Origin of the sequence: Arthrobacter sp. zg-Y769, assembly GCF_020907405.1 — a bacterium.
GTDB lineage: Bacteria > Actinomycetota > Actinomycetes > Actinomycetales > Micrococcaceae > Arthrobacter_B.
The window spans coordinates 160,525-182,526 of sequence record NZ_JAJJOE010000009.1; the positions used below are offsets into that span (position 1 = coordinate 160,525).

At 65.2% G+C, this 22,002-nt stretch carries 23 protein-coding genes and 1 riboswitch; of the genes, 13 read left to right on the top strand and 10 right to left on the bottom strand.

All coding sequences use genetic code 11. The annotated features are described in order from the left end of the window. Positions 1–171 precede the first annotated feature (171 nt). From LOC60_RS09650 to purU, 3 genes are all read right to left on the bottom strand, one after another. Complete coding sequence (locus tag LOC60_RS09650; protein WP_230024919.1) at positions 172–1,365, bottom strand: ROK family transcriptional regulator; 1,194 nt, start codon at positions 1,363–1,365, stop codon at positions 172–174. Positions 1,366–1,436: 71 nt separating this feature from the next. Next, positions 1,437–1,964 carry a gamma carbonic anhydrase family protein gene (locus LOC60_RS09655; RefSeq protein ID WP_230024696.1) on the bottom strand — a complete coding sequence of 176 codons (528 nt, stop codon included), beginning with the start codon at positions 1,962–1,964 and terminating at the stop codon, positions 1,437–1,439. A gap of 59 nt (positions 1,965–2,023) precedes the next feature. Then, positions 2,024–2,899, bottom strand: coding sequence for a formyltetrahydrofolate deformylase (purU, locus tag LOC60_RS09660; RefSeq protein ID WP_230024698.1), 876 nt, complete (start codon positions 2,897–2,899; stop codon positions 2,024–2,026). A 44-nt stretch (positions 2,900–2,943) separates the two neighbouring features. On the opposite strand from purU, the gene LOC60_RS09665 reads away from it, so the two are divergent. Beyond that, positions 2,944–3,480, top strand: a complete 537-nt coding sequence (locus LOC60_RS09665; protein WP_230024699.1) for a GNAT family N-acetyltransferase — start codon at positions 2,944–2,946, stop codon at positions 3,478–3,480. Here the strand turns inward: LOC60_RS09665 and LOC60_RS09670 are convergent. After that, positions 3,449–4,525, bottom strand: a complete 1,077-nt coding sequence (locus LOC60_RS09670) for an FAD-dependent oxidoreductase (RefSeq protein ID WP_230024702.1) — start codon at positions 4,523–4,525, stop codon at positions 3,449–3,451. The two genes, LOC60_RS09665 and LOC60_RS09670, sit on opposite strands and share 32 nt — an antisense overlap. Before the next feature lie 91 nt (positions 4,526–4,616). Further along, positions 4,617–4,721, top strand: a riboswitch (ZMP/ZTP riboswitch). Positions 4,722–4,816: 95 nt separating this feature from the next. On the opposite strand from LOC60_RS09670, the gene glyA reads away from it, so the two are divergent. The 5 genes from glyA to LOC60_RS09695 all read left to right on the top strand — a co-directional run bounded on the left by glyA (position 4,817) and on the right by LOC60_RS09695 (position 9,846). Further along, the gene (gene glyA, locus LOC60_RS09675) at positions 4,817–6,100 is read left to right on the top strand and encodes a serine hydroxymethyltransferase (RefSeq protein ID WP_331460798.1); all 1,284 of its coding nucleotides are present in this window, start codon (positions 4,817–4,819) and stop codon (positions 6,098–6,100) included. Between the two features lie 20 nt (positions 6,101–6,120). Next, a complete protein-coding gene (locus LOC60_RS09680) occupies positions 6,121–7,095 on the top strand; it encodes a bifunctional methylenetetrahydrofolate dehydrogenase/methenyltetrahydrofolate cyclohydrolase (RefSeq protein ID WP_230024704.1) in 975 nt (324 codons plus the stop codon). Between the two features lie 66 nt (positions 7,096–7,161). Continuing rightward, positions 7,162–8,139: an ABC transporter ATP-binding protein gene (locus tag LOC60_RS09685; protein ID WP_230024706.1), complete on the top strand. Its 978-nt coding sequence runs from the start codon at positions 7,162–7,164 to the stop codon at positions 8,137–8,139. Next, positions 8,132–9,016: an ABC transporter permease gene (locus LOC60_RS09690; RefSeq protein ID WP_230024708.1), complete on the top strand. Its 885-nt coding sequence runs from the start codon at positions 8,132–8,134 to the stop codon at positions 9,014–9,016. The genes LOC60_RS09685 and LOC60_RS09690 overlap by 8 nt, the downstream gene beginning before the upstream one ends. Next, positions 9,013–9,846: an ABC transporter permease gene (locus LOC60_RS09695; RefSeq protein ID WP_230024710.1), complete on the top strand. Its 834-nt coding sequence runs from the start codon at positions 9,013–9,015 to the stop codon at positions 9,844–9,846. The genes LOC60_RS09690 and LOC60_RS09695 overlap by 4 nt, the downstream gene beginning before the upstream one ends. Before the next feature lie 22 nt (positions 9,847–9,868). On the opposite strand, the gene LOC60_RS09700 is transcribed toward LOC60_RS09695, so the two are convergent. Then, on the bottom strand, positions 9,869–10,390 hold the full coding sequence (locus LOC60_RS09700; RefSeq protein WP_230024711.1) for an O-acetyl-ADP-ribose deacetylase: 522 nt from the start codon (positions 10,388–10,390) through the stop codon (positions 9,869–9,871). Between the two features lie 111 nt (positions 10,391–10,501). On the opposite strand from LOC60_RS09700, the gene LOC60_RS09705 reads away from it, so the two are divergent. The 4 genes from LOC60_RS09705 (at position 10,502) to LOC60_RS09720 (ending at position 13,586) form a co-directional block, all read left to right on the top strand. Next, on the top strand, positions 10,502–11,005 hold the full coding sequence (locus tag LOC60_RS09705) for a hypothetical protein (RefSeq protein WP_230024712.1): 504 nt from the start codon (positions 10,502–10,504) through the stop codon (positions 11,003–11,005). Positions 11,006–11,113: 108 nt separating this feature from the next. Beyond that, positions 11,114–11,941, top strand: a complete 828-nt coding sequence (locus tag LOC60_RS09710) for an exodeoxyribonuclease III (RefSeq protein WP_230024713.1) — start codon at positions 11,114–11,116, stop codon at positions 11,939–11,941. 12 nt (positions 11,942–11,953) lie between these two features. Then, positions 11,954–12,988 (top strand): tryptophan--tRNA ligase, encoded by a 1,035-nt coding sequence (trpS, locus tag LOC60_RS09715; RefSeq protein WP_230024714.1) that lies wholly within the window; start codon positions 11,954–11,956, stop codon positions 12,986–12,988. A 4-nt stretch (positions 12,989–12,992) separates the two neighbouring features. Then, positions 12,993–13,586: a 2'-5' RNA ligase family protein gene (locus LOC60_RS09720; RefSeq protein ID WP_230024715.1), complete on the top strand. Its 594-nt coding sequence runs from the start codon at positions 12,993–12,995 to the stop codon at positions 13,584–13,586. A 9-nt stretch (positions 13,587–13,595) separates the two neighbouring features. Here LOC60_RS09720 and LOC60_RS09725 read toward each other — a convergent pair whose 3' ends face one another. From LOC60_RS09725 to sdhC, 5 genes are all read right to left on the bottom strand, one after another. Next, positions 13,596–14,372, bottom strand: a complete 777-nt coding sequence (locus LOC60_RS09725) for an alpha/beta hydrolase family protein (RefSeq protein ID WP_230024717.1) — start codon at positions 14,370–14,372, stop codon at positions 13,596–13,598. Positions 14,373–14,454: 82 nt separating this feature from the next. Further along, positions 14,455–15,231: a succinate dehydrogenase iron-sulfur subunit gene (locus LOC60_RS09730; protein WP_230024718.1), complete on the bottom strand. Its 777-nt coding sequence runs from the start codon at positions 15,229–15,231 to the stop codon at positions 14,455–14,457. Next, complete coding sequence (sdhA, locus tag LOC60_RS09735; RefSeq protein WP_230024719.1) at positions 15,231–16,997, bottom strand: succinate dehydrogenase flavoprotein subunit; 1,767 nt, start codon at positions 16,995–16,997, stop codon at positions 15,231–15,233. The genes LOC60_RS09730 and sdhA overlap by 1 nt, the downstream gene beginning before the upstream one ends. Positions 16,998–17,065: 68 nt before the next feature. Then, positions 17,066–17,542, bottom strand: coding sequence for a succinate dehydrogenase hydrophobic membrane anchor subunit (locus tag LOC60_RS09740; RefSeq protein ID WP_230024720.1), 477 nt, complete (start codon positions 17,540–17,542; stop codon positions 17,066–17,068). 6 nt (positions 17,543–17,548) lie between these two features. Beyond that, complete coding sequence (gene sdhC / locus LOC60_RS09745; RefSeq protein ID WP_146363726.1) at positions 17,549–17,926, bottom strand: succinate dehydrogenase, cytochrome b556 subunit; 378 nt, start codon at positions 17,924–17,926, stop codon at positions 17,549–17,551. Between the two features lie 226 nt (positions 17,927–18,152). Here sdhC and LOC60_RS09750 point away from each other — a divergent pair, with 226 nt between their 5' ends. The 3 genes from LOC60_RS09750 to LOC60_RS09760 all read left to right on the top strand — a co-directional run bounded on the left by LOC60_RS09750 (position 18,153) and on the right by LOC60_RS09760 (position 21,959). Further along, positions 18,153–19,292, top strand: coding sequence for a mannose-1-phosphate guanylyltransferase (locus tag LOC60_RS09750; protein ID WP_230024721.1), 1,140 nt, complete (start codon positions 18,153–18,155; stop codon positions 19,290–19,292). 100 nt (positions 19,293–19,392) lie between these two features. After that, on the top strand, positions 19,393–20,583 hold the full coding sequence (locus LOC60_RS09755; protein WP_230024722.1) for an amidohydrolase: 1,191 nt from the start codon (positions 19,393–19,395) through the stop codon (positions 20,581–20,583). A 290-nt stretch (positions 20,584–20,873) separates the two neighbouring features. After that, positions 20,874–21,959, top strand: a complete 1,086-nt coding sequence (locus tag LOC60_RS09760; protein WP_442860402.1) for a BMP family lipoprotein — start codon at positions 20,874–20,876, stop codon at positions 21,957–21,959. Positions 21,960–22,002 lie beyond the last annotated feature (43 nt).

Genomic DNA, 22,002 nt, shown 5'->3' on the forward strand with positions numbered 1-22,002 from the left:
CTGCTATTGCTGCTCGCATGAGTGCCTCCGTGTGACCTCTTTGTCGTGATATGGCCCACAAGGTGAGCCGATAACGAAGTTAACAGGGTCACATGCGCTGCCGTCAAGTCTTGAACGCATGAGCCCGGATTTGTGGGAAGTTTTCGTCGCCCGGGTGGGCCGGGCCGGAGGCTAGGCCGCTGCGGCGCCCTGTTCCTGGAGAACCAATGCTGCGGCACCCAGGGCCTCGGCCCGGTCCCCGAGGGAGGACATCAGCACGGTGGAGGTTTCGCCCACGAGGGGGACGGCGTGCCGGAGCAGGCCGCGGCGGATCGGGTCCAGGAAGGTGTCGCCGAGATCGGTGAGCGATCCGCCGATAATGATGAGTTCGGGGTTCAGTGTGTTCGCGAGATTGGCGGCCGCCCGCCCTACCGCAGCCCCGGCGTCGTCAATGACGCGCAGGGTGGCCGGATCCTTCGCGGCGGCCCGCGAAAGAATGTCCGCGGTGCTGACGGTGCTGCCGGAGGCTCGGCTGAGCAGTTCGATCATGATCGACGTCGAGGCAATGGTTTCCAGGCAGCCCCGGTTCCCGCAGCGGCAGATCAGTCCCTGGTCGAAGATGGTGGCGTGGCCGATTTCCCCGGTGATGCCGACATTTCCGTAATAGAGCGAACCGTTGATGACCAGCCCCGCGCCAATGCCGGAGGCGACCTTGATGAAGATCAGGTTCTCGCTGCAGCCGTGCGGTCCCCAGGTCACTTCGGCCAGCGCACCGAGGTTGGCGTCATTGTCGATGTACACGGGGACGCCCAGCCGTTCGGCGAGGTCTTCGCGCATGTTGATTCCCACCCACTCCGGCAGGATTGCCCCCTGGACCACCGTGCCGGTGCGCCGGTCAATGGGCCCGGGGATGCCGACGCCGGCCCCCAGGACCGCACTGCGGTCCACCCCCTGCCGGCGGAGCAGTTTAGCCAGCAGGGACGCGGCGGCATCCATCCCTTCCGCGGCGGAGTGGCCCAGCGGCAGCAGCACGGACTCCTCCTGCAGGATCCGGTGGCCGAGCGAGGCCAGGACCACCCTGACATGCCGGCGTCCGATGTCGATGCCCGCGGCCACGGCTCCGGATTCGTTGAGCTGCACGGAAAGTGCCCGGCGCCCGGAGCTGGTGGTGGGCTCGGTGACCACCAGTCGGCTCTCATGCATAACCCGCACGATATTGGAGACGGTGGCCCGGGACAGGCCCGTCTGGCGGGAAAGTTCCGCCTGCGTCAGTGGTCCGGAGGCCAGCAGGGCCTCGGTGATCCGCTGCCTGTTGCGTTCGCGGAGGGCGCTCTGGGAGCCCGGCTTGGGGGTGGCGGTTCCCGGTGAGCGGGCTGTCCTCAACATCGAGGAAGGATCGGCTGGCATTAGTTCAGAGTGCTACATGTCACTTCTGCAGTCAAGAAGTGAACACAAGGCTAGGACTGCGCCGCAACGGCCGATCGGTGGTCAGCAGCCGTCCGGCGGTAGTTTTCCGCGTTTGCCCGTACCCCGGCGAACTCCTCATCGGTGAGGGTCCGCCGGACCTTGGCGGGCATGCCGGCCACCAGCGAGCGGGGCGGCACCACCGTACCTTCAAGGACGAGGGCGCCGGCGGCCACCAGGGAACCGGCCCCTATGACGGCACCGTTCATAATTGTGGCGCTCATGCCGATCAGGCAGTCGTCTTCTACGGTGCAGCCGTGGACTACGGCGTTGTGGCCCACGCTTACCCGTTCGCCCACAGACGTCGGGAAACCGGGATCCGCGTGCAGGACCACATTGTCCTGGAGGTTGGTTCCGGCGCCGACGCGGATGCTGTTGGAATCGCCGCGCACGCAGACGCCGTAAAAGGCGCTGGAATCCGCTGCCATCGTGACGTCGCCGATCAGTGATGCCGTGGGTGCAAGGAAAACGCTGGGGTCAACGGCCGGAGTCTTGCCCCGGAGTTCAATGATGTGTGCCATGCCACCCAGCGTAGCGCCGCGGGGCCGGCGGTCAGCGGAAGACCGTTGGGGACACCGGCCTAGTTGAAGACGATGGTCCGCCGGCCGTCCAGCAGCACGCGGTGTTCGGCATGCCACTGCACCGCCTTGGACAGTGCCCGGCCCTCGACGTCGCTGCCCAGTGCCGCCAACTGTGCGGCCGACCGGGCGTGGTCCACCCGGATGACTTCCTGCTCGATGATGGGACCCTCGTCAAGATCCGACGTCACGTAATGCGCCGTGGCCCCGATCAGCTTCACACCGCGGGCATGCGCCTGGTGGTACGGCCTGGCTCCCTTGAAGGACGGCAGGAAGGAATGGTGGATGTTGATCGCCCGTCCGGACAGGTCGCGGCAGAGGTCGTTGCTCAGGATCTGCATGTAGCGGGCAAGGACCACCAGTTCGATGTCCAGCTCGGCCATCAGGGCACGCAGCCGGTCCTCGGCCTGGTGCTTCGTGTCCGGGGTGACGGGAACATGGTGGAACGGCACGCCGTAGAAGTCCGCGAGGGACTCCAGCTCACGGTGGTTGGAAACGATGGCCGGGATCTCGATCGGCAGCGTTCCGGCACGCTGCTGGAAGAGCAGGTCATTGAGGCAGTGGCCGGACTTCGACGCCATGATCAGGGTGCGGGTCCGCCGGCCGGCGCGGTGCAGCTCCCAGACCATGCCGAACGCGTCCGCCGTTGCAGTGAGTTCCGCGTGGACCTGCTCGTAGGAACGCGGGGAAGTGAAGTCCACGCGCATAAAGAAGGAGCCGGTCTCCCGGCTGCCGAACTGTGCCGACTCGGTAATGTTGCCTTCGGCCGCCACCAGGGAAGCGCTGACGGCATGGACAATGCCGGGGCGGTCCGGGCAGGACAGTGTCAGGGTGAAGGCATCGCCGGCGGCGGGGGTGGCGGGAGTCGAAAAGGTCACCCTCCTAGGTTACCGGTTTCACTGCCCTGACCTAGGGTGGGCACATGGATGTGATGTTCCTGCCTTTTTCCGACAAGGACGAAGGTGAGCTCGTACGTTTCCTCACCACCAACAGCTTTCCGTACCACCGGATCAAGGCACCGTCCGAGGGCCTGGTGCGGCGCCTCCTGATCGAGGGGCGGTTCGACGGCGACGGCGTGAGTACCTTCTGGGTGTTCGGCGACAACCAGCGCATGGGCCTGGTCATCCTGGAGGAACTGGGCAGCCGCACTCCGGTGCTGGACCTGCGCCTGGTGGAGAAGTTCCGCGGCCGGGGCAACGGAGTGCCGGTGCTGAAATCGCTGACCGGCAAGGTCTTCGGCGAATACCCCGAGGCGCACCGCTTCGCCGGCCGTACCCGCGCGGACAACATTGCCATGCGCAAGACCCTGCTGCGTTCGGGCTTCCTGAAGGAGGCGCACTTCCGGGAGGACTGGCCGCTGGATGACGGGCGCCGGGTGGCCACGGTGGTTTATGCCATCCTGCGCCGCGACTGGGAGCAGGGAACGGTTACTGCCGTCGAGTGCGAAGATCTCCGGTAGCCAACAGCTGCACTGCAGCGAGCGCTGCCGACCGGCCGGCGCGGGTGGCCCCCAGTGTCGAGGACGACTCGCCGTAGCCCACCAGCAGCAGCCGGGGTTCGCGCACCACCCGCACGCCGTCCATCCGGATGCCGCCGCCGGGCTCGCGCAGGTGCAGCGGTGCCAGGTGGTCCAGGGCGGCGCGGAAGCCGGTGGCCCAAAGGACGGTGTCCACCGCCTCTTCGGACCCGTCTGCGAAAACGATGCCGGCCTCGGTGAGGTGGTCGATGGGGCCGCGGGAAACCAGAACCCCGTCCTCAATGCCCCGGCGGTATTCCTCGGTAAGCGGCAGCCCGGTGGCCGAAACGACGCTTAGCGGCGGCAGGCCGGCACGCGTCCGGGCGCTGACCTTCGCTTCCACCGCACGTCCCCACTCGGTGTCGAACGGGCGCAGCGTGAATTCCGGCGGCCGGCGGGTGGACCAGAGGGTTCCAACGCCGGCGCGGTTCAGCTGCAGCAGGAACTGTACGGCCGAGGTGCCCCCGCCGACCACCAGGACCTTCTGCCCGGCAAAGTCCGCCACGCTGCGGAAGTCCCGGGTGTGCAGCTGCCGGCCCCTGAAGGATTCCCGCCCGGGATAGTAGGGCCAGTAGGGCCGGTCCCATGTGCCGGTGGCATTGATGACCGTCCGGGCCTGCCACCCGCGGCCGTCCGCCGCACGGACGGCCAGCCTGCCGCCGTCGCCCTCCGCCACGGCGGACACGGCGACCGGGCGGACGACGTCGAGCCCGAACCCGCGCTCATAGCGTCCGTAATACCGGGTAACGACGGCGGAGGCGGGCTCGGCGGGGTCGGGTGAGCCCAGCGGCATGCCGGGGAGGTCATGCAGGGCGTGTGCGGCACCGAAGGTCAGCGAATCCCAGCGGTGCCGCCAGGCCCCGCCCGGGCCCGGGTTTGCATCCAGCACGGTGAATCCGGTGCCGGGCTCCAGTCCGCGGCGGCGCAGGTGGTAGGCGGCGCTGAGCCCGGCCTGGCCGGCTCCGATCACCAGTACGTCCGTTTCCACGCCTTACCTCCCTTGTCCGAAATCCTAACCGTCCCGGCTCTGCGGCTATTCCGGGCAGGCCCTGCTGCCGGGGGAGACGGGACGCTAGGATGGAAAGTGCCGCGACTGGCGTTAGGTGGATTACCACCAGGAAGCGGCACGGCACTCCCCGCAGGAGTGCCCTTTCGACCACGGATCGCACGCCTGGGCCGCGGGGGAACTGTTGTGCGCCCGGACTGTTCAGCTGACCGGCCCGGTCCACGCCTCGACAGGTAGCCTGACCCATAGAGAACCCCTTCCCAGGAGATCCCCGTGAGAGTATCCACCCAGCCCGTCACCAACGCGCCGCTAATCGATGTTGATCCCGAAATAGCGGCCGTCCTGAATGCTGAGCTGTCCCGCCAGCGCAGCACCCTCGAGATGATCGCCTCCGAGAACTTCGCCCCGCGCGCCGTCCTGGAAACCTCCGGTTCCGTCCTCACCAACAAGTACGCCGAGGGATATCCCGGGCGCCGCTACTACGGCGGCTGTGAACATGTGGACGTGGCGGAGAACCTTGCCATCGAGCGGGTGAAGACCCTGTTCGGTGCCGAGTTCGCCAATGTCCAGCCGCATTCCGGTGCGCAGGCCAACGCGGCGGTGCTCGCGGCCCTAATGAAGCCCGGTGAGAAACTGATGGGCCTGAATCTGGCCCACGGCGGGCACCTGACCCACGGCATGAAACTGAACTTTTCCGGCAAGCTGTACGAGGTCGCGGCCTACGGCGTGGACGAGCAGACCTACCGGGTGGACATGGACCGGGTCCGCGAGCAGGCGCTGGCCGAGCGCCCGCAGGTGATTGTCGCCGGCTGGTCCGCCTACCCGCGGCAGCTGGACTTCGAGGCGTTCCGCTCCATCGCCGATGAAGCCGGTGCCTACCTCTGGACGGATATGGCGCACTTCGCCGGGCTGGTGGCCGCGGGACTGCATCCGAACCCGGTGCCGGTTTCCGACGTCGTCACCTCCACCGTGCACAAGACCCTCGCCGGGCCGCGTTCAGGCATGATCCTGGCGAAGGAGGAATACGCGAAGAAGCTGAACTCCGCCGTCTTCCCCGGCCAGCAGGGCGGTCCGCTCATGCATGTGATTGCCGCGAAGGCCGTGGCCTTTAAGATTGCCGGCACCGGGGAATTCCGGGAACGGCAGGAACGCGTGCTCGAGGGGGCGCGGATTATTGCCGAACGGCTGAATGCGCCGGACGTCGCCGAACACGGAGTATCGGTCCTCACCGGCGGCACCGACGTGCACCTGATCCTGGTGGACCTGCGGCGCTCCGCCCTGGACGGCAGGCAGGCCGAAGACCTGCTTGATTCCGTGGGCATCACGGTGAACCGCAACGCCGTGCCGTTCGATCCGCGGCCGCCCATGGTCACCTCCGGCCTGCGGATCGGGACCCCGGCGCTCGCAACCCGCGGATTCGGCGCCCCGGAATTCACCGAGGTCGCCGAGATCATCGCCGCCGCGCTGAAGCCTGCCCCCGACGTCGAGGCCCTGCGTGCCCGCGTGCGGGTGCTCACAGATAATTTCCCGCTTTACCCCGGACAGGAGGAATGGTAACCGTGGAGAAAGGAACCAATATGGAGGGTCCCGCGACCGATGAGGCCACCAGCGTCAACCTTGGCTGGGAGGTTAAGGAGAAAACTGACTACGGCACTCCGGTCGCGGCGAAGATCCTGGACGGCCGTGCCGCCGCCCGGGAGATCAAGGACGACCTGGCCGAACGGGTGCGGGTGCTGAAGGAAGAGCACGGCATCACCCCGGGGCTGGGAACCGTACTGGTGGGCGATGATCCCGCCAGCCACTCCTATGTGGGCGGCAAGCACAAGGACTGCAAACAGGTGGGGATTAACTCCATCCGCAGGGACCTTCCCGGTGACATCAGCCAGGAAGACCTGGAAAAGGTCATTGACGAGCTGAACGAGGATCCGGCCACCACCGGCTACATTGTGCAGCTGCCGCTGCCGGCCCATATCGATGCCAATGCCATCCTGGAACGGATCGACCCGGCAAAGGACGCGGACGGGCTGCACCCGGTCAATCTGGGGCGCCTGGTCCTCAACGTGAGCGAACCGATGACGTCCCCGCTGCCCTGCACGCCGCACGGCATTGTGCAGCTGCTGGTCCGCAACGGCATTTCGCTGAACGGCAAGAAGGTCCTGGTGGTCGGACGCGGCGTCACCGTCGGGCGGCCGCTCGGCCTGCTCCTGACCCGCCGTCCGATCAACGCCACGGTCACCCTGGCGCACACCGGAACGGCTGACCTGTTCGAGCACCTGCAGGCAGCCGACGTGGTGGTGGCGGCAGCCGGCTTCCCGGAAATGATCCGTGCCGAGGAGCTCAAGCCCGGCGCCATCGTGCTGGACGTCGGCGTCACCCGGGTCACCGATCCGGAAACCGGGGAAACCACGCTGACCGGCGACGTCGAGCCGGCAGCGGCCGACGTCGCCTCCTGGATCTCGCCCAACCCCGGCGGGGTGGGCCCGATGACCCGGGCCATGCTGCTGGCTAACGTGGTGGAAGCCGCCGAACGGCAGGCCGGAATCCTGGGTTAAGGCCGTTTTCGGCACCCACGGGATGGACCGGCGCGGCTTGGTGCTCCGGTCCATCCCGCATCCACTATGCTGTCGCAAGTGTCGCAAATCACATCAAGCAGAACCGTCCCCGAAACCCGCTCCGATTTCGTCATTTCCGCACGGAACCTGACCAAGTCCTACGGCGATTTCACCGCTGTGAACGGCATTTCCTTTGACGTGCCGCCGGGGGAGTCCTTCGGGCTCCTCGGGCCCAACGGCGCGGGCAAATCCACCACCATGAAGATGATCGGCGCTGTTTCGCAGCGCAGCGGCGGCGAGCTCAGCATCATGGGGCTGGATCCGAACAGGTACGGCCCTGAAGTCCGCGCCCACCTGGGCGTTGTGCCCCAGCAGGACAACCTGGACGAGGACCTGCGCGTGCGGGACAACCTCATTGCCTACGGACGCTACTTCGGCCTGCCCAAGAGCTACCTGCAGCCGAAGGCCGATGAGCTGCTGGAATTTGCGCAGCTTACCGACAAGGCCAAGGGCCGCGTGGAGTCCCTCTCCGGGGGGATGAAGCGGCGCCTGACCATTGCCCGTTCCCTGATCAATGACCCGAAGATCCTGCTGCTGGATGAACCCACCACCGGCTTGGATCCGCAGGCCCGGCACATCCTCTGGGACCGGCTGTTCCGGCTCAAGGAAGCCGGGGTCACTCTGATCCTCACCACCCATTACATGGACGAAGCCGAGCAGCTGTGCGACCGGCTGATCGTGGTGGACAAGGGTGCGATCATGGCCGAAGGTTCCCCGGCCGGCCTGATCCGTGAGTACTCCACCCGCGAGGTGGTGGAGCTGCGGTTCGGATCTGAGCGGAACACCACTGTTGCAGCGGAGCTGGAAGGCATCGGTGACCGGTTGGAGACCCTCCCGGACCGGGTACTGATCTACGCCGACGACGGCGAAGCCGCCCTGGAGGCAGTGACCGGCCGGGGGCTGCGGCCCATCACGTCGCTGGTGCGCCGCTCCTCGCTGGAAGATGTATTCCTGCGCCTGACCGGTAGGAGCCTCGTTGACTAAGCTCGCCGCTGAAGAATCCCGGCACCCCGTACTCGGTCTGCGGTCGCCGCTGACCCCGCGCCAAACCGCGGCCAGGGCGCGGCGCTTCGGCAGCCTTTACTACGCCGAGCACTGGATCCGGCGGATGCGCGGCTATCAGGGAACCGTGCTGATGACCGCCGTGGGCACTCCACTGGTCTACCTGCTGGGCATGGGCATGGGTCTGGCCGTGCTGATCGACGGGAACTCGAATGCGGGTTTCCCGGGCGCCGACGGCTCGACAGTGTCCTACCTGATGTTCCTGGGACCGGCCCTCGTGGCAACCGCCGCCCTGATGGTCTCCAGCGAGGAAAACACCTACTACGTCATGAGCGGGTTCAAATGGGGCCGGACCTACTACGGCCCCAATGCTTCTCCGCTCTCCAGCGCACAGATTGCCCTCGGACACGTTCTGGGGCTCACCGTCCGCCTGCTGCTGACCACCGGTATCTATTACCTGTTCCTGGTGCTCTTCGGCGCCGTGGTGCACCCCGCTACCGGCTGGCTGATGATCTTCACGGCACTGCTGGGAGGGCTGGCCTTCGGTATGCCGCTGCTGGCCTTCAGCGCCACGCTGAAGGAAGACAAGGGCCAGTTCGCGATGGTCCAGCGCTTCGTTGTGATGCCGTTGTTCCTGTTCTCCGGTACGTTCTTTCCGCTGGATTCCCTGCCGCTGGCCGTCCGCTGGATCGGCTGGATTTCACCGCTCTGGCATTCCACTGAACTGGGCCGCGTGCTTAGCTACGGGCACCCCGAACCGGCAGCCATGACCGCTGTCCACGTGGTGTACCTGTTGGTCCTCACCGCCGGCGGGCTGGTCCTGGCCCGGCGGAACTTCACTAGGAGGCTCGCCGGATGAACGTCGAAAACCGCACGGCGCCGACAGCGCTTGTGCCGCAGGACCGTTTCCTCGGGTCCCTGTACGGACGGAATATCCGTGCCGTGATTGCCCGCGGGCTCAAGGCGACGTGGGGAACCAACTGGAGCATCATGATCAGCGGGTTTGTCGAACCGGTGCTGTATCTGGTGGCCATGGGAATAGGCCTGGGTGCCTTGGTGGGGACGGTTTCCGGCCCCGGCGGGCAGGAGATGAACTATGCCAACTTCATCGCGCCGGCGCTGCTGGCAGTGTCGGCGATGAACGGCGCAGTGTACGACTCCACCATGAATGTGTTTTTCAAGCTCAACCACGCACGGCTCTACGAGGGCATGCTTTCCACGACCCTGGGTCCCTTTGACGTGGCCATGGGAGAGATCTTCCTGGCCCTCCTGCGCGGCGCCATGTACGCCACGGGCTTCACCGCCGTGATGGGCGCGATGGGCCTGATTACCTCGCCCTGGGCACTGCTGATGATCCCGGCGGCCGTGGTGATCGCGTTCGGCTTCGCCTCCTTCGGGATGGCAGTGACCAGTTACATGAAGACCTTCCAGCAAATGGACTGGATCCAAATGCTCATGCTGCCCATGTTCCTGTTCTCCGCCACCTTCTACCCGCTGAGCGTGTACCCCGAGGCGGTGCAGTCCGTGATCCAGGTGCTGCCGCTGTGGCACGGCGTGGAACTGCTTCGGCAGATCAGCGTAGGCATTTTCAGCTGGGGGACGGCAGGACATCTGCTGTACTTCGTGGTGATGATTGTGCTGGGCCTGGCCCTGACCACTAACCGGCTCCGGGCGCTGTTCCTGAAGTAAGTCCGGTGATGGCGGATTCAGCTCAGCCGGCCAGCTGCTTGTATTTCCGGGTGAAGATCCCGGCGAGGCGGTCATTGAACAGCACGAACTCCGCGAGCTTCAACGTTCCCGGGGTGTGGTCCAGCACCTCCTGGAGCCCGATCCCGGCCACGGTCTCCGGGTCCCAGCCGTAAATCCCGGCACTTACGGCGGGAAAGGAAATGCTTTCGGCACCAAGCTCCTCGGCCGCGGCCAGTGCGGTGCGGAAACAGGACCGCAGCAGTTCCGGGTCCGTTTCCCCTGCCCCGGCATTGGGCCCAACCGTGTGGACCACCCACCGGGCGGGCAGGTCATACGCCTCGGTAGCCACCGACAGGCCGGTCGGGAGCCCCTGCGGCAGGGACGTCCTGCGCAGTTCCCGGCAGGCCGCCAGCAGCTTTGGGCCGGCCGCGCGGTGGATGGCGCCGTCAACCCCGCCGCCGCCCAGCAGCGATGAGTTGGCGGCATTGACGACGACGTCGGTATCCCGCTGAGTGATGTCGCCGGTGGCGATCGTGATCTGCATCGAGCCAGTCTGCCACTGCGCCGGCCCGGTTTCCACTGCGTGATCAGGCAGGTACGGCGCGCAGAGCGAACGCGGCACGGGGCACGTGTCCAAGTTTGAGAGAATAAAACCATGCAGTCGATCCGAAACGGCAAGACGCCGTCGTCCTCGTCCACGCCCGGCCGCGGCATCAGCCGCCGGATGGGCAATACGGGCATCGTCGTGATGCTCATTGTCTTCCTGGTGGCAGTCGTTTTCGCCGCCAACCAAAATGACGTTATCGGCTGGCTCGTGGTCATTGTGTCCCTGGGCTGGCTGTTCCTTGCTACGTTCGTGGTCTTCTCCGTTCGGAGCGCCACACGCAAGGCCACCGCAAAGCTCGCCGGTGCCGCCGCTGACCTTGCGCCCCGGGGCGGGGTGCAGGTTGTCGACGAAAGCACCACCGTCCGCGATAAGAAGCTGGACCACAGCTTCAAGATCATCCAGGTCCAGGCGAAGGTCATCGCCCAGAACCTGGACGCGGACCGGGAGATGGTGGACCGCGCCCTGGAAACCATCGAAATCACCGCGCACAACGGCCGTGGCATGATCAAGAAGGACGACGGCGGTTCCGTTGAAGGCACCGTAGTCGACTAGTTCCCGTTCGCCGCCCGGGACCGGCATAAGGTGTTCCGGGCCCGGTTTCGGGATGAACAGCTACTGAGGAGTATGCTTATTCGCGTGAGTTCGGCATCAACAGCGACTATGGACAGTTCCGGGAAACCACTGCGCATTGCGTCCGTGAACGTCAACGGCATCCGTGCCGCCTACAAGCGGGGCATGGCCGATTGGCTTGAAGCACGCGATGTGGACATCCTGTGCCTGCAGGAGGTCCGCGCGCCCGACGCCATCCTGAAGGACCTGCTCGGCGATACCTGGCATGTCCAGCATGCCGAAAGCCTCGAGGCCAAGGGCCGTGCCGGCGTCGCCATCGCCTCCCGCACCGAACCGGTGGCCGTCCGCGAACACATTGGCGACGAATACTTCGCGCGCTCCGGCCGCTGGGTGGAAGCCGACTTCAAGGTTTCCGTGGCGGGCGAGGAAAAGATCCTCACCGTCGTCAGCGCCTACGTCCACTCCGGTGAGGTGGATACGCCCAAGCAGGTGGACAAGTACCGCTTCCTCGACACCATGGCCGCCCGGCTGCCCGCGCTGGCCCAGACGAGCGACTTCGTGCTGGTGGTGGGGGACCTGAACGTGGGCCACACGCCCCTGGACATCAAGAACTGGAAGGGCAACGTCAAGCGGGCAGGCTTCCTGCCCGAGGAACGCGCCTACTTTGACCGCTTCTTCGGCGAGGAAATCGGCTACACCGATGTCCACCGCTCGCTGGCGGGCGAAGTCAACGGTCCGTACACCTGGTGGTCCTGGCGCGGACAGGCGTTCGACAACGACTCCGGCTGGCGGATCGATTACCACATGGCCACCCCGGAGCTGGCGGCACGGGCCGTCAACGCCGTCGTCGACCGTGCCCCCACGTACGACTCCCGCTTCTCAGACCACGCTCCAGTAGTGATCGACTACCAGTTCTAAGGGATTCCTTCCATGACATCTGAGTCTTCCAGCAGCCGGCGGCGCATTCTCTCGGGCATGCAGCCGTCCGCTGATTCCCTGCATCTGGGCAACTACCTCGGCGCCCTGGTGAACTGGGTCCGGCTCCAGGACGAGTACGACGCCTACTTCTTCATCCCGGACCTGCATGCCATTACGGTGCCCCAGGATCCGGAGGACCTGCGCAAGCGCACCCGCGTCACGGCGGCCCAGTACATTGCCGGCGGCGTCGACGTCGACAAAGCCACTCTGTTCGTGCAGTCCCAGGTGCCCGAGCACGCCCAGCTGGCATGGGTGCTGAACTGCCTCACCGGATTCGGTGAAGCCTCCCGCATGACGCAGTTCAAGGACAAGCAGCAGCGCTTCGGCTCGGATTCGGCCAGCGTCGGGCTGTTTACCTACCCGATCCTCCAGGTGGCCGACATCCTGCTCTACCAGCCGCACGGCGTGCCCGTGGGCGAAGACCAGCGGCAGCACGTAGAGCTGAGCCGGGACCTCGCCAAGCGGTTCAACTCGCGTTTCGGCGACACCTTCGTGGTACCCGAGGTGTTTATCCAAAAAGCGGCTGCCAAGATCTACGACCTGCAGAACCCGTCGGCCAAAATGTCCAAGTCCGCCGCGTCGCCGGCAGGGCTGATCAACCTCCTCGATGAGGACAAGGTCATAGCCAAGCGCATCAAGTCCGCCGTGACCGATGACGGCAGCGAAATCCGGTTCGACCGGGACACCAAGCCCGGGGTTTCGAACCTGCTGTCCATCTACTCCCTGATCAGCGGACGCAGCGTGGAAACCCTGGAGAAGGAGTACGAGGGGAAGATGTACGGACACCTGAAGGTGGACCTCGCCGAGGTGGTCACCGAACATATCCGGCCGATCCGCGAACGTGCCCTGCACCTGCTGGATGATCCGGCCGAGCTGGACCGGCTGCTGGCAGTGGGTGCGGCCAAGGCCCGGGAATCAGCCTCGGTCACGCTGGCGGACGTGTACAACAAGGTCGGCTTCCTGCCGCTGGGCAGCGTTACCGCCTAGGCCCATGAGAATCTCCGAATCCCTCGACCAGCCCATGGCCGGCGCACTGAACGGCAGCCACTCTCCCCAATGCACTGCGCGGTGCGTGGGTATAGTCATTGCGGTTCCGGAGCCCATGGCAAGCGAGCTGAAGGACGCACGTGCGTCCTTCGGCGATCCCATGGCGGCGTTGGTTCCGGCCCACATCACCTTGGTGACCACCACGGAGACCGACGACTGGGACGCCACGCTCCGCCACGTGCGCAGGGTCGCCGCGGCCCAGGAGCCGTTCCGGGTGACGCTGGAGGGAACCGCATCCTTCCGCCCGGTTTCGCCCGTGGTCTACCTGAACGTGGACGAAGGCTTTGATGAGTGCACGGCGCTGCACAAGGAACTCCAGAGCGGCCCGCTGGCCCGGGACCTGGCCTTCCCGTTCCACCCGCACGTCACCGTGGCACACGACGTCAGCGAGCAGAGCATGGACGAAGCAGTCAGCCGGCTCTGCAGCTATTCCGCCGGTTTTACGGTCGACTGTGTGGGTCTTTACGAACACGACGCCACCGGGCTGTGGAAACTGCATGAGCACGTCCGGCTCGGCGCCGGGAAGCAGCCGTCTTAGGAGTCTTCATTAGGAGTCTTCGTCCAGGTCCAGGTAGGTACCGGCCCACGCCGCGATGATCGCCGCTGCCCTGGAGGTCTGAGCCCGTTCGACCATCAGGTGGTCGCTGCCCTCCAGCGAGATGAAATTCCGCGGATGCCGTGCGGTCCGGAAAATTTCGCTCGCGTTGTCGATTCCCACTGTGTTGTCGGTGGGGGAATGCATCACCAAAAGGGGCAGGTGCAGCCCCCTGATGCTGTCCGTGAGGTCATGGCTGTTCAGGTCCTCGATGAGGTGCCGCCGGATCTCGAGTTCGCCGCCGCCAAGATCCACAGAGGCTGAGCCCTGTTCGGCGATGCGGTCCAGCTCCGATTCGAAGAGGTGCACCACATGGGAGGGGCGGAAGGGCGCGGCGATGGTCACCACTGCGTCCAGCCCGGGAACCCGGGAAGCCGCAGCCAGGACGGCGGCGCCGCCGAGCGAGTGGCCGATCAGCAGGGAGACGGGGCGGTGGGTATCCGCCATGAAACCGCACGCGCTGAGGACGTCGGCCACTTTGGTGCTGAAACTGCCGTCCTCCCACTTGCCGGTCGAACCGCCCAGCCCCGCTGCGTCATAGCGCAGCACACCAATGCCATGGCTGGCCAGCGCCTTGGAAATCCGGGACGCGGCGGCACTGTTCTTCCCCAGGGTGAAGCCGTGGCAAAAGACGGCCCAGGCCCGGGCTCCGCCGTCGGGAACATCAACGGTTCCCGCGAGGGTGGTCCCGTTGACCCCGGGAAATGACACAGATTCAAACGAAGGCATAACGCAACTCTATCGGGAACGCAAAAGGCGCCCGCCGGCGGTGGAAACCGCGGCGGGCGCCTTAGGTCGTGCGGGGGGACTGCTAGAGGGAGCGGGCCAGGATGGCCTGCTTGACCTCTGAAATGGCCTTGGTGACCTGGATGCCGCGGGGGCATGCTTCCGAGCAGTTGAAGGTGGTGCGGCAGCGCCACACGCCTTCCTTGTCGTTCAGGATCTCCAGGCGCATGTCACCGGCATCGTCACGTGAATCAAAGATGAAACGGTGCGCGTTGACGATTGCCGCCGGGCCGAAGTACTGGCCGTCGGTCCAGAACACCGGGCACGAGGACGTGCATGCGGCGCACAGGATGCACTTGGTGGTGTCGTCGAAACGCTCACGGTCCTCGGCGGACTGCAGGCGTTCCTTCGTGGGTTCGTGGCCCTTGGTGACCAGGAACGGCATGATTTCACGGTAGGACTGGAAGAACGGCTCCATGTCCACGATCAGGTCCTTTTCCACCGGCAGGCCCTTGATGGGCTCGACGAGGATGGGCTTGGACGTGTCCAGGTCCTTCAGCAGGGTCTTGCAGGCCAGGCGGTTACGGCCGTTGATGCGCATGGCATCGGAGCCGCAGACACCGTGGGCGCAGGACCGGCGGAACGAAACCGAGCCGTCGTGCTCCCACTTGACCTTGTGCAGGGCGTCCAGCACGCGGTCGGTGCCGTACATGGTCAGCTTCCACTCGTCCCAGTAGGCTTCGTCGGAAACCTCGGGGTTGTAGCGGCGGACCTTCAGAGTGATCTCGAACGAGGGGATTTCTCCGCCGATTGATTCGGGGAGGTCAACCTTCGAGGCCGGCTCGGCGATTTCGGTTGTCATTAGTACTTCCTCACCATCGGCTCGTAGCGCGTGAAAATGACCGGCTTGGTGTCCAGCCGAATGCCGGCGGTGTGCTCGGTATTCTCGGCTTCGTCGACCTTGTAGGCCATCGAGTGCTTCATGAAGTTTTCGTCATCGCGCTCCGGGAAGTCCTCGCGGAAGTGTCCGCCGCGGGATTCGGTGCGGTGAAGGGCGGCAACGCTCATGACTTTTGCCAGTTCCAGGAGGAAGCCAAGCTCCACGGCCTCAAGGAGGTCGAGGTTGAACCGCTTGCCCTTATCCTGGACGCTGATTTTCTGGTACCGCTCCTCGAAGGAAGCGATGTCCGCCAGGACCTGCTGGATGGTGTCCGCGGTGCGGAACACCTGCATGTTCAGGTCCATGGTGTTCTGCAGGTCCCGGCGGATTTCGGAAACCCGCTCGGTGCCTTCGGAATTGCGGACGTGGTCCAGCAGGTTGACCGTGTCCAGCTCGGCGTTCTCCGGCAGGTCCACGAAGTCCGCGGTCAGGGCGTACTCGGCGGCGTAGATGCCGGCCCGCTTGCCGAAGACGTTGATGTCCAGCAGGGAGTTGGTGCCCAGCCGGTTGGAGCCGTGTACGGATACGCAGGCTACTTCGCCGGCCGCGTACAGTCCGGGGATCACCGTGTCGTTGTCCTGGAGTACCTCGGCCTTGATGTTGGTCGGGATCCCGCCCATCACGTAGTGGGCCGTCGGGAACACCGGCACCGGCTCGGTGTAGGGCTCCACGCCGAGGTAGGTACGGGCGAACTCGGTGATGTCCGGAAGCTTCGCATCGATGTGCGCCGGTTCCAGGTGCGTCAGGTCCAGCAGGACGTAGTCCTTGTTCGGGCCGCAGCCGCGTCCCTCGCGTACCTCGTTGGCCATGGAACGGGCCACAATGTCACGCGGCGCCAGGTCCTTGATGGTGGGGGCATAGCGCTCCATGAAGCGTTCGCCCTCCGAGTTGCGGAGGATGGCACCTTCGCCGCGGGCGGCCTCCGACAGGAGGATGCCCAGCCCGGCCAGGCCGGTCGGGTGGAACTGGATGAACTCCATGTCCTCCAGGGGAATCCCCCGGCGGAAGGCGATGCCCATGCCGTCGCCGGTCAGGGTGTGTGCGTTGGACGTGGTCTTGTAGACCTTGCCGGCACCGCCGGAGGCGAACACCACGGACTTGGCCTGGAAGATGTGCAGTTCGCCGGTGGCCAGGTCATAGGAAATGACACCCGCAACCCGCTTCTGGCCGTCGAGGTCGACAACGGTGATGAGGTCCAGCACGTAGTACTCGTTGTAGAACTCGACGTTGTGCTTGACGCAGTTTTGGTACAGCGTCTGCAGGATCATGTGGCCGGTGCGGTCCGCGGCGTAGCAGGCGCGGCGAACCGGGGCCTTGCCGTGGTCACGGGTGTGCCCACCGAAACGGCGCTGGTCGATGCGGCCTTCAGGCGTCCGGTTGAACGGCAGGCCCATCTTCTCCAGGTCCAGCACGGCGTCGATGGCTTCCTTGGCCATAACCTCGGCTGCGTCCTGGTCCACGAGGTAGTCACCGCCCTTGACGGTGTCGAAGGTGTGCCATTCCCAGTTGTCTTCTTCGACGTTGGCCAGTGCTGCGCACATGCCGCCCTGCGCAGCACCCGTGTGGGAGCGGGTGGGGTACAGCTTGGTCAGTACCGCCGTACGCGCGCGCTGACCTGATTCGATGGCGGCACGCATACCGGCGCCGCCGGCGCCGACGATGACGACGTCGTACTTATGGACCTGCATAGCAGATGCTCTTTCTGTTGAAACTACTAGAAATTCGCGGGCGTACCCGTGGTTGTCCTGCGGCTGCCTTAGCTGCAGAACTCCTGGAGTGTTTGCCCCGCCGCGTCCGGAAGGCAGGGGTCAAAGGTGAAGATCACCAGGGTGCCGAGCACGATGATTACGAAGGTCGCGACGTAGAGGACGGTCTTGAGCCACATACGCGTGGCCTTCTTGTCTCCGTAGTCGTTAATGATGGTGCGGACGCCGTTGGTGCCGTGAAGCATGGCCAGCCACAGCATAACGAGGTCCCAGACCTGCCACAGGGGGCTGGCCCACTTGCCGGCAACAAAGCCGAAGTCGACTGCGTGGATGCCGTCGCCCAGAACCAGGTTCATAAACAGGTGGGTGAAGATCAGGACAACCAGGATCACGCCGGAGACGCGCATAAACAGCCAGGCGAGCATCTCAAAGTTGCCGCGGCCGGAGGAGTTGCGCGTGTACCGCGGGGCGATGCGTCCGGAACGGGGTGCTTCGAGGGCATGCGCTTCGTTAGTGGATGTGCTCATTGGTTATTAACCCCCGAAGACGTTGGGCAGGTGGCGAATGGAGAAGCCGATAACCGTAACGGCCCACAGGGCAACAACGCCCCAGAGCATCTGGCGCTGGTACTTGGGCCCCTTCTTCCAGAAGTCGATCAGGACTACACGCAGGCCGTTGAAGGCGTGGAACACAATCGCCGCAACGAGACCAAGCTCGCCGAGGCCCATAATCGGGTTCTTGTAGGATTCGATCACCACGTTGTAGGCCTCAGGCGAAACTCGCACCAATGAGGTATCCAGAACATGGACCAAAAGGAAGAAGAAGATCGCCACGCCGGTGATGCGGTGCACAACCCACGACCATTGGCCCTCACGGCCACGGTAGAGAGTGCCTGCTGGTAACTTCGACACTGAATTTTCCTCCCTGCATCGCAGCGGCGTTAGCGCGTGTTCCACGCAGTGATGACGCCGGTGCGACAGCGATATAAGCTCTACCATAATCTAGGCCGACGTGACCCGGCTTTCAATTTAGGTTGCCCTATGGTGTGACGCTGATTACATTGAACCGGCGTCGAAAAGCGTGTAGCGGCGGGTACCTCCTGAAGTACGGCCTGCGACTGGGCTAATCTTGGCTGTGATGAGTATTGAAAAGCCACAAGCCGCCACTGAGTCCGCTGTTCTTGACCGTTTTTACGGGGTCATCCCGGCGGGCGGTGTCGGCACGCGTCTTTGGCCCCTCTCCCGTGCGGCTGCACCCAAATTCCTCCACGACCTGACCGGTTCGGGTTCCACCCTGATCCGTGCCACCTACGAGCGCCTGAGTCCGCTCAGCGGGGACCGCGTCATGGTGGTTACCGGCGCCGTGCACCGGCAGGCGGTGCGGCAGCAGCTGCCCGAGATCTCCAACAAGAACCTGGTCCTGGAACTCGAGCCGAAGGATTCGGCCGCAGCGATCGGCCTTGCCGCGGCGATCCTCTATAAGCGGGATCCGCGGATCATCATGGGGTCCTTCGCAGCGGACCAGGTGATTGCACCGGTCGAGGTTTTCCAGGCAGCCGTCCGGGAAGCCGTCCACACTGCGGCGCAGGGCTACGTCGTCACCATCGGGATCGAGCCCACCCATCCCTCCACCGGTTTCGGCTACATCCGCGCCGGCGATCAGCTCCGGGTTGCCGGCGCTCCGAGCGCCCGCTCCGTGGTCGAGTTCGTGGAGAAGCCCTCTGCCGAGGTTGCGCAGACATACCTGGACAGCGGCAGCTACAGCTGGAACGCCGGCATGTTCGTGGCGCCGGTGGATTTGATGCTCAAGCACCTGGAAGCCAATGAGCCGGTGCTCTACTCCGGGCTGATGGAAATCGCCGATGCCTGGGACACCACGAGGCGCCGGGAAGTGGTGCGGAGGATCTGGCCCACCCTGCCCAAGATCGCCATTGACTATGCGGTGGCGGAACCGGCAGCGGCGGCGGGCGACGTCGCAATGATCCCCGGTGCCTTCAGCTGGGACGACGTAGGGGACTTTGCCGCGATCGGCCGCCTCAACCCGGCGGCCGAAAACAGCGACCTGACGGTGATGGGCGAAGGGGCACGCGTTTACTCGGAGAACGCGAGCGGAATCGTCGTTTCCGATACCAAGCGCGTCATCGCGCTGATCGGCATCGAGGACGTCGTCATCGTGGATACCCCGGACGCCCTGCTTGTGACCACGAAGGAACATGCGCAGGAAGTGAAGAAGGCCGTTGAACACCTGAAGGCCAGCGGCGACACGGACGTCCTCTAGCCCGGCCGCAAAGACCCGTCACGGGGCGTCGTTTCCGGCGGTGCACATTCCCGCATTAGCCGCGGAATTGGCTAACCTTGAGGTTGTGCAGACTATCCCATTGAGCAATTCTCCGATCCCTTCCCTACGGGGGAGCGTGGCGCCGCTTCTGGGTGGGCTGATTGAGTTCCGGCGGGACCTGCACGCCCATCCCGAGCTCTCGCATAAGGAATTCCGCACTACCGACCGCATTGTCGAAGCTTTGGAGCATGCGGGCCTGGCCCCCAAGCGCCTGGAGAACACCGGTGCCGTGGTGGATATCGGCGACGGGCCCATCCGACTCGCCGTCCGCGCTGACATCGATGCCCTTCCGGTGCTTGAGGAGACCGGGCTGCCGTACGCCTCGGAGCACACCGGCATAGCCCATGCCTGCGGCCACGACATCCACACCACGGTGATGCTGGGCGTGGCCAGGGTGCTTGCCGGGTTCGACGCCGCCGGCGAGCTGGGCGGCCGGGTGCGCGTGATCTTCCAGCCGGCCGAGGAAGTAATGCCCGGCGGTGCGCTCTCGGTGATCGAGCAGGGCGCGCTGGACGGCGTCCCGCGCATCCTGGCCCTGCACTGCGACCCCCGGGTGGACGTGGGGCAGGTGGGCACCCGCATCGGCGCCATCACCTCGGCGTCGGACACCATCCGGATTGAACTCACCGGGCGCGGCGGGCACACCTCCCGGCCGCACCTCACCGAGGACCTGGTCTTCGCGCTGGCCGAGATTGCCGTCAGCGTCCCGGCAGTGCTCTCCCGCCGGATCGACGTGCGCAGCGGCGTCTCAGTGGTGTGGGGGCAGATGCACGCGGGCTCCGCACCCAATGCCATTCCCGGACACGGGTTCATGGCCGGGACCATGCGATGCCTCGACGCGGAGGCCTGGCATGCCGCCGGCGAGCTGCTGGACAAGGTGGTCCGCGAAATCGCGGCGCCGTTCGGCGTCGACGTCCACCTGGAACACACGCGCGGCGTTCCGCCGGTAATTAACGCCGACGCCGAGATCAGCCTGATCGAGGCAGCGGCCCGCGCGGAACTGGGCGAAGACGCCGTCGTACTGGCCCCGCAGTCGATGGGCGGGGAAGACTTCGCCTGGATGACGCAGGCGGTTCCGGGAGCCCTGATGCGGCTGGGCACCCGCTCCCCGGGCGGCGAGACCTTCGACCTGCACCGCGGGGACTACAACCCCGACGAGCGGGCCATCAGCTGCGGCGTCAGCGTGATGGCCGCGGCTGCCCTGCGGGCTGCACGGGGCCTGCGGCACTAAAGCTGCGAGCCCCCGTTTCCGCCCGCCGGGCAGCGTAACCTGACGACACAATAGGGGCATCCGGTGCACCCGGAATCGTGACCGGACCATAGCAGTCCGCACCCTGTCCGAGGTGTCCCTTTGATAACAACATGTAAACAATGTTCCACCAGCACCGAATTTGGATTTGGTGTTGCCTTCGACACACTATGGTTATGTTGCTGCGGTCCAACGACGGACGGAGCGCTGCGCCGAGCGCTGCACCTTAGAGGGCACCGTACGGCGAATCCCATTTCTTTTCTGGAGGAACATTGAAGAATTACCCGCGCAGCTTTAAGCGCAATGCAGGCGTCTCCGCCGCCATGCTCGGCGTATCTGCTCTCCTGCTTTCCGGCTGCGGTGCTGCACCGGAAGAGGAAGAAGGCGGCGACGCAGCAGCGACTGACTTCACCGGTTGCATCGTCTCCGACGCCGGCGGCTGGGATGACCGCTCCTTCAACCAGTCCAGCTACGAGGGCCTGATGGCTGCCAAGGATGCGCTGGGCATTGAGACCCGCGATGCTGAGTCCCAGGCTCCCACTGACTTCACCAACAACGTTGACAGCATGGTCCAGGCCGGCTGCGACCTGACGGTTACGGTGGGCTTCCTGCTCTCCGACGCCACGAAGGCCGCCGCTGCGGCAAACCCCGACGTGAACTTCGCCATCGTCGATGACAACGCCATCGAGGCCGACAACGTCAAGCCGATCATCTACGACACGGCCCAGGCCGCGTTCCTTGCCGGCTACGTCGCCGCAGGTTCCTCCGAGACCGGCACCGTTGCCACCTACGGCGGCATGAACCTCCCCACCGTCACCATCTTCATGGACGGCTTCGCCCAGGGTGTTGAGCACTTCAACAAGGAGAACGGCGCCGACGTCAAGGTCCTCGGCACAGACTCCTTCGTCGACAGCTTCGACAACCGCGCAGCAGGCAAGACGCTGACCCAGAACTTCATCAACGAAGGCGCCGACGTCATCATGCCGGTTGCCGGTCCGGTGGGCCTGGGCACCATGGAGGCCGTGGTCGAGGCCAACGAGGGCGGCAAGAACGTCCGCGCCGTCTGGGTTGACTCCGACGGCTACGAAACCGCCGGCATCGGCGAGGAGTTCATCCTGACCTCCGTCATGAAGCTGATGGGCGACGCGGTGGAAGAGGTTGTCACCGAGTCCGCCGACGGCAACTTCAGCGCAGAACCGTACGTGGGCACCCTGGAGAACGGCGGCGTTGACCTGGCGCCGTTCCACGACCAGGAGGCCAACGTCCCGGACGAGGTCAAGACCGCGGTCGAGGACCTCAAGAAAAAGATCATCTCCGGTGAGATCACGATCGAATCCGAGTCCAGCCCGAAGCAGTAGCAGCGGGCCTAACTGCCCCCAGACAACCGCCATGTCCCGCAGT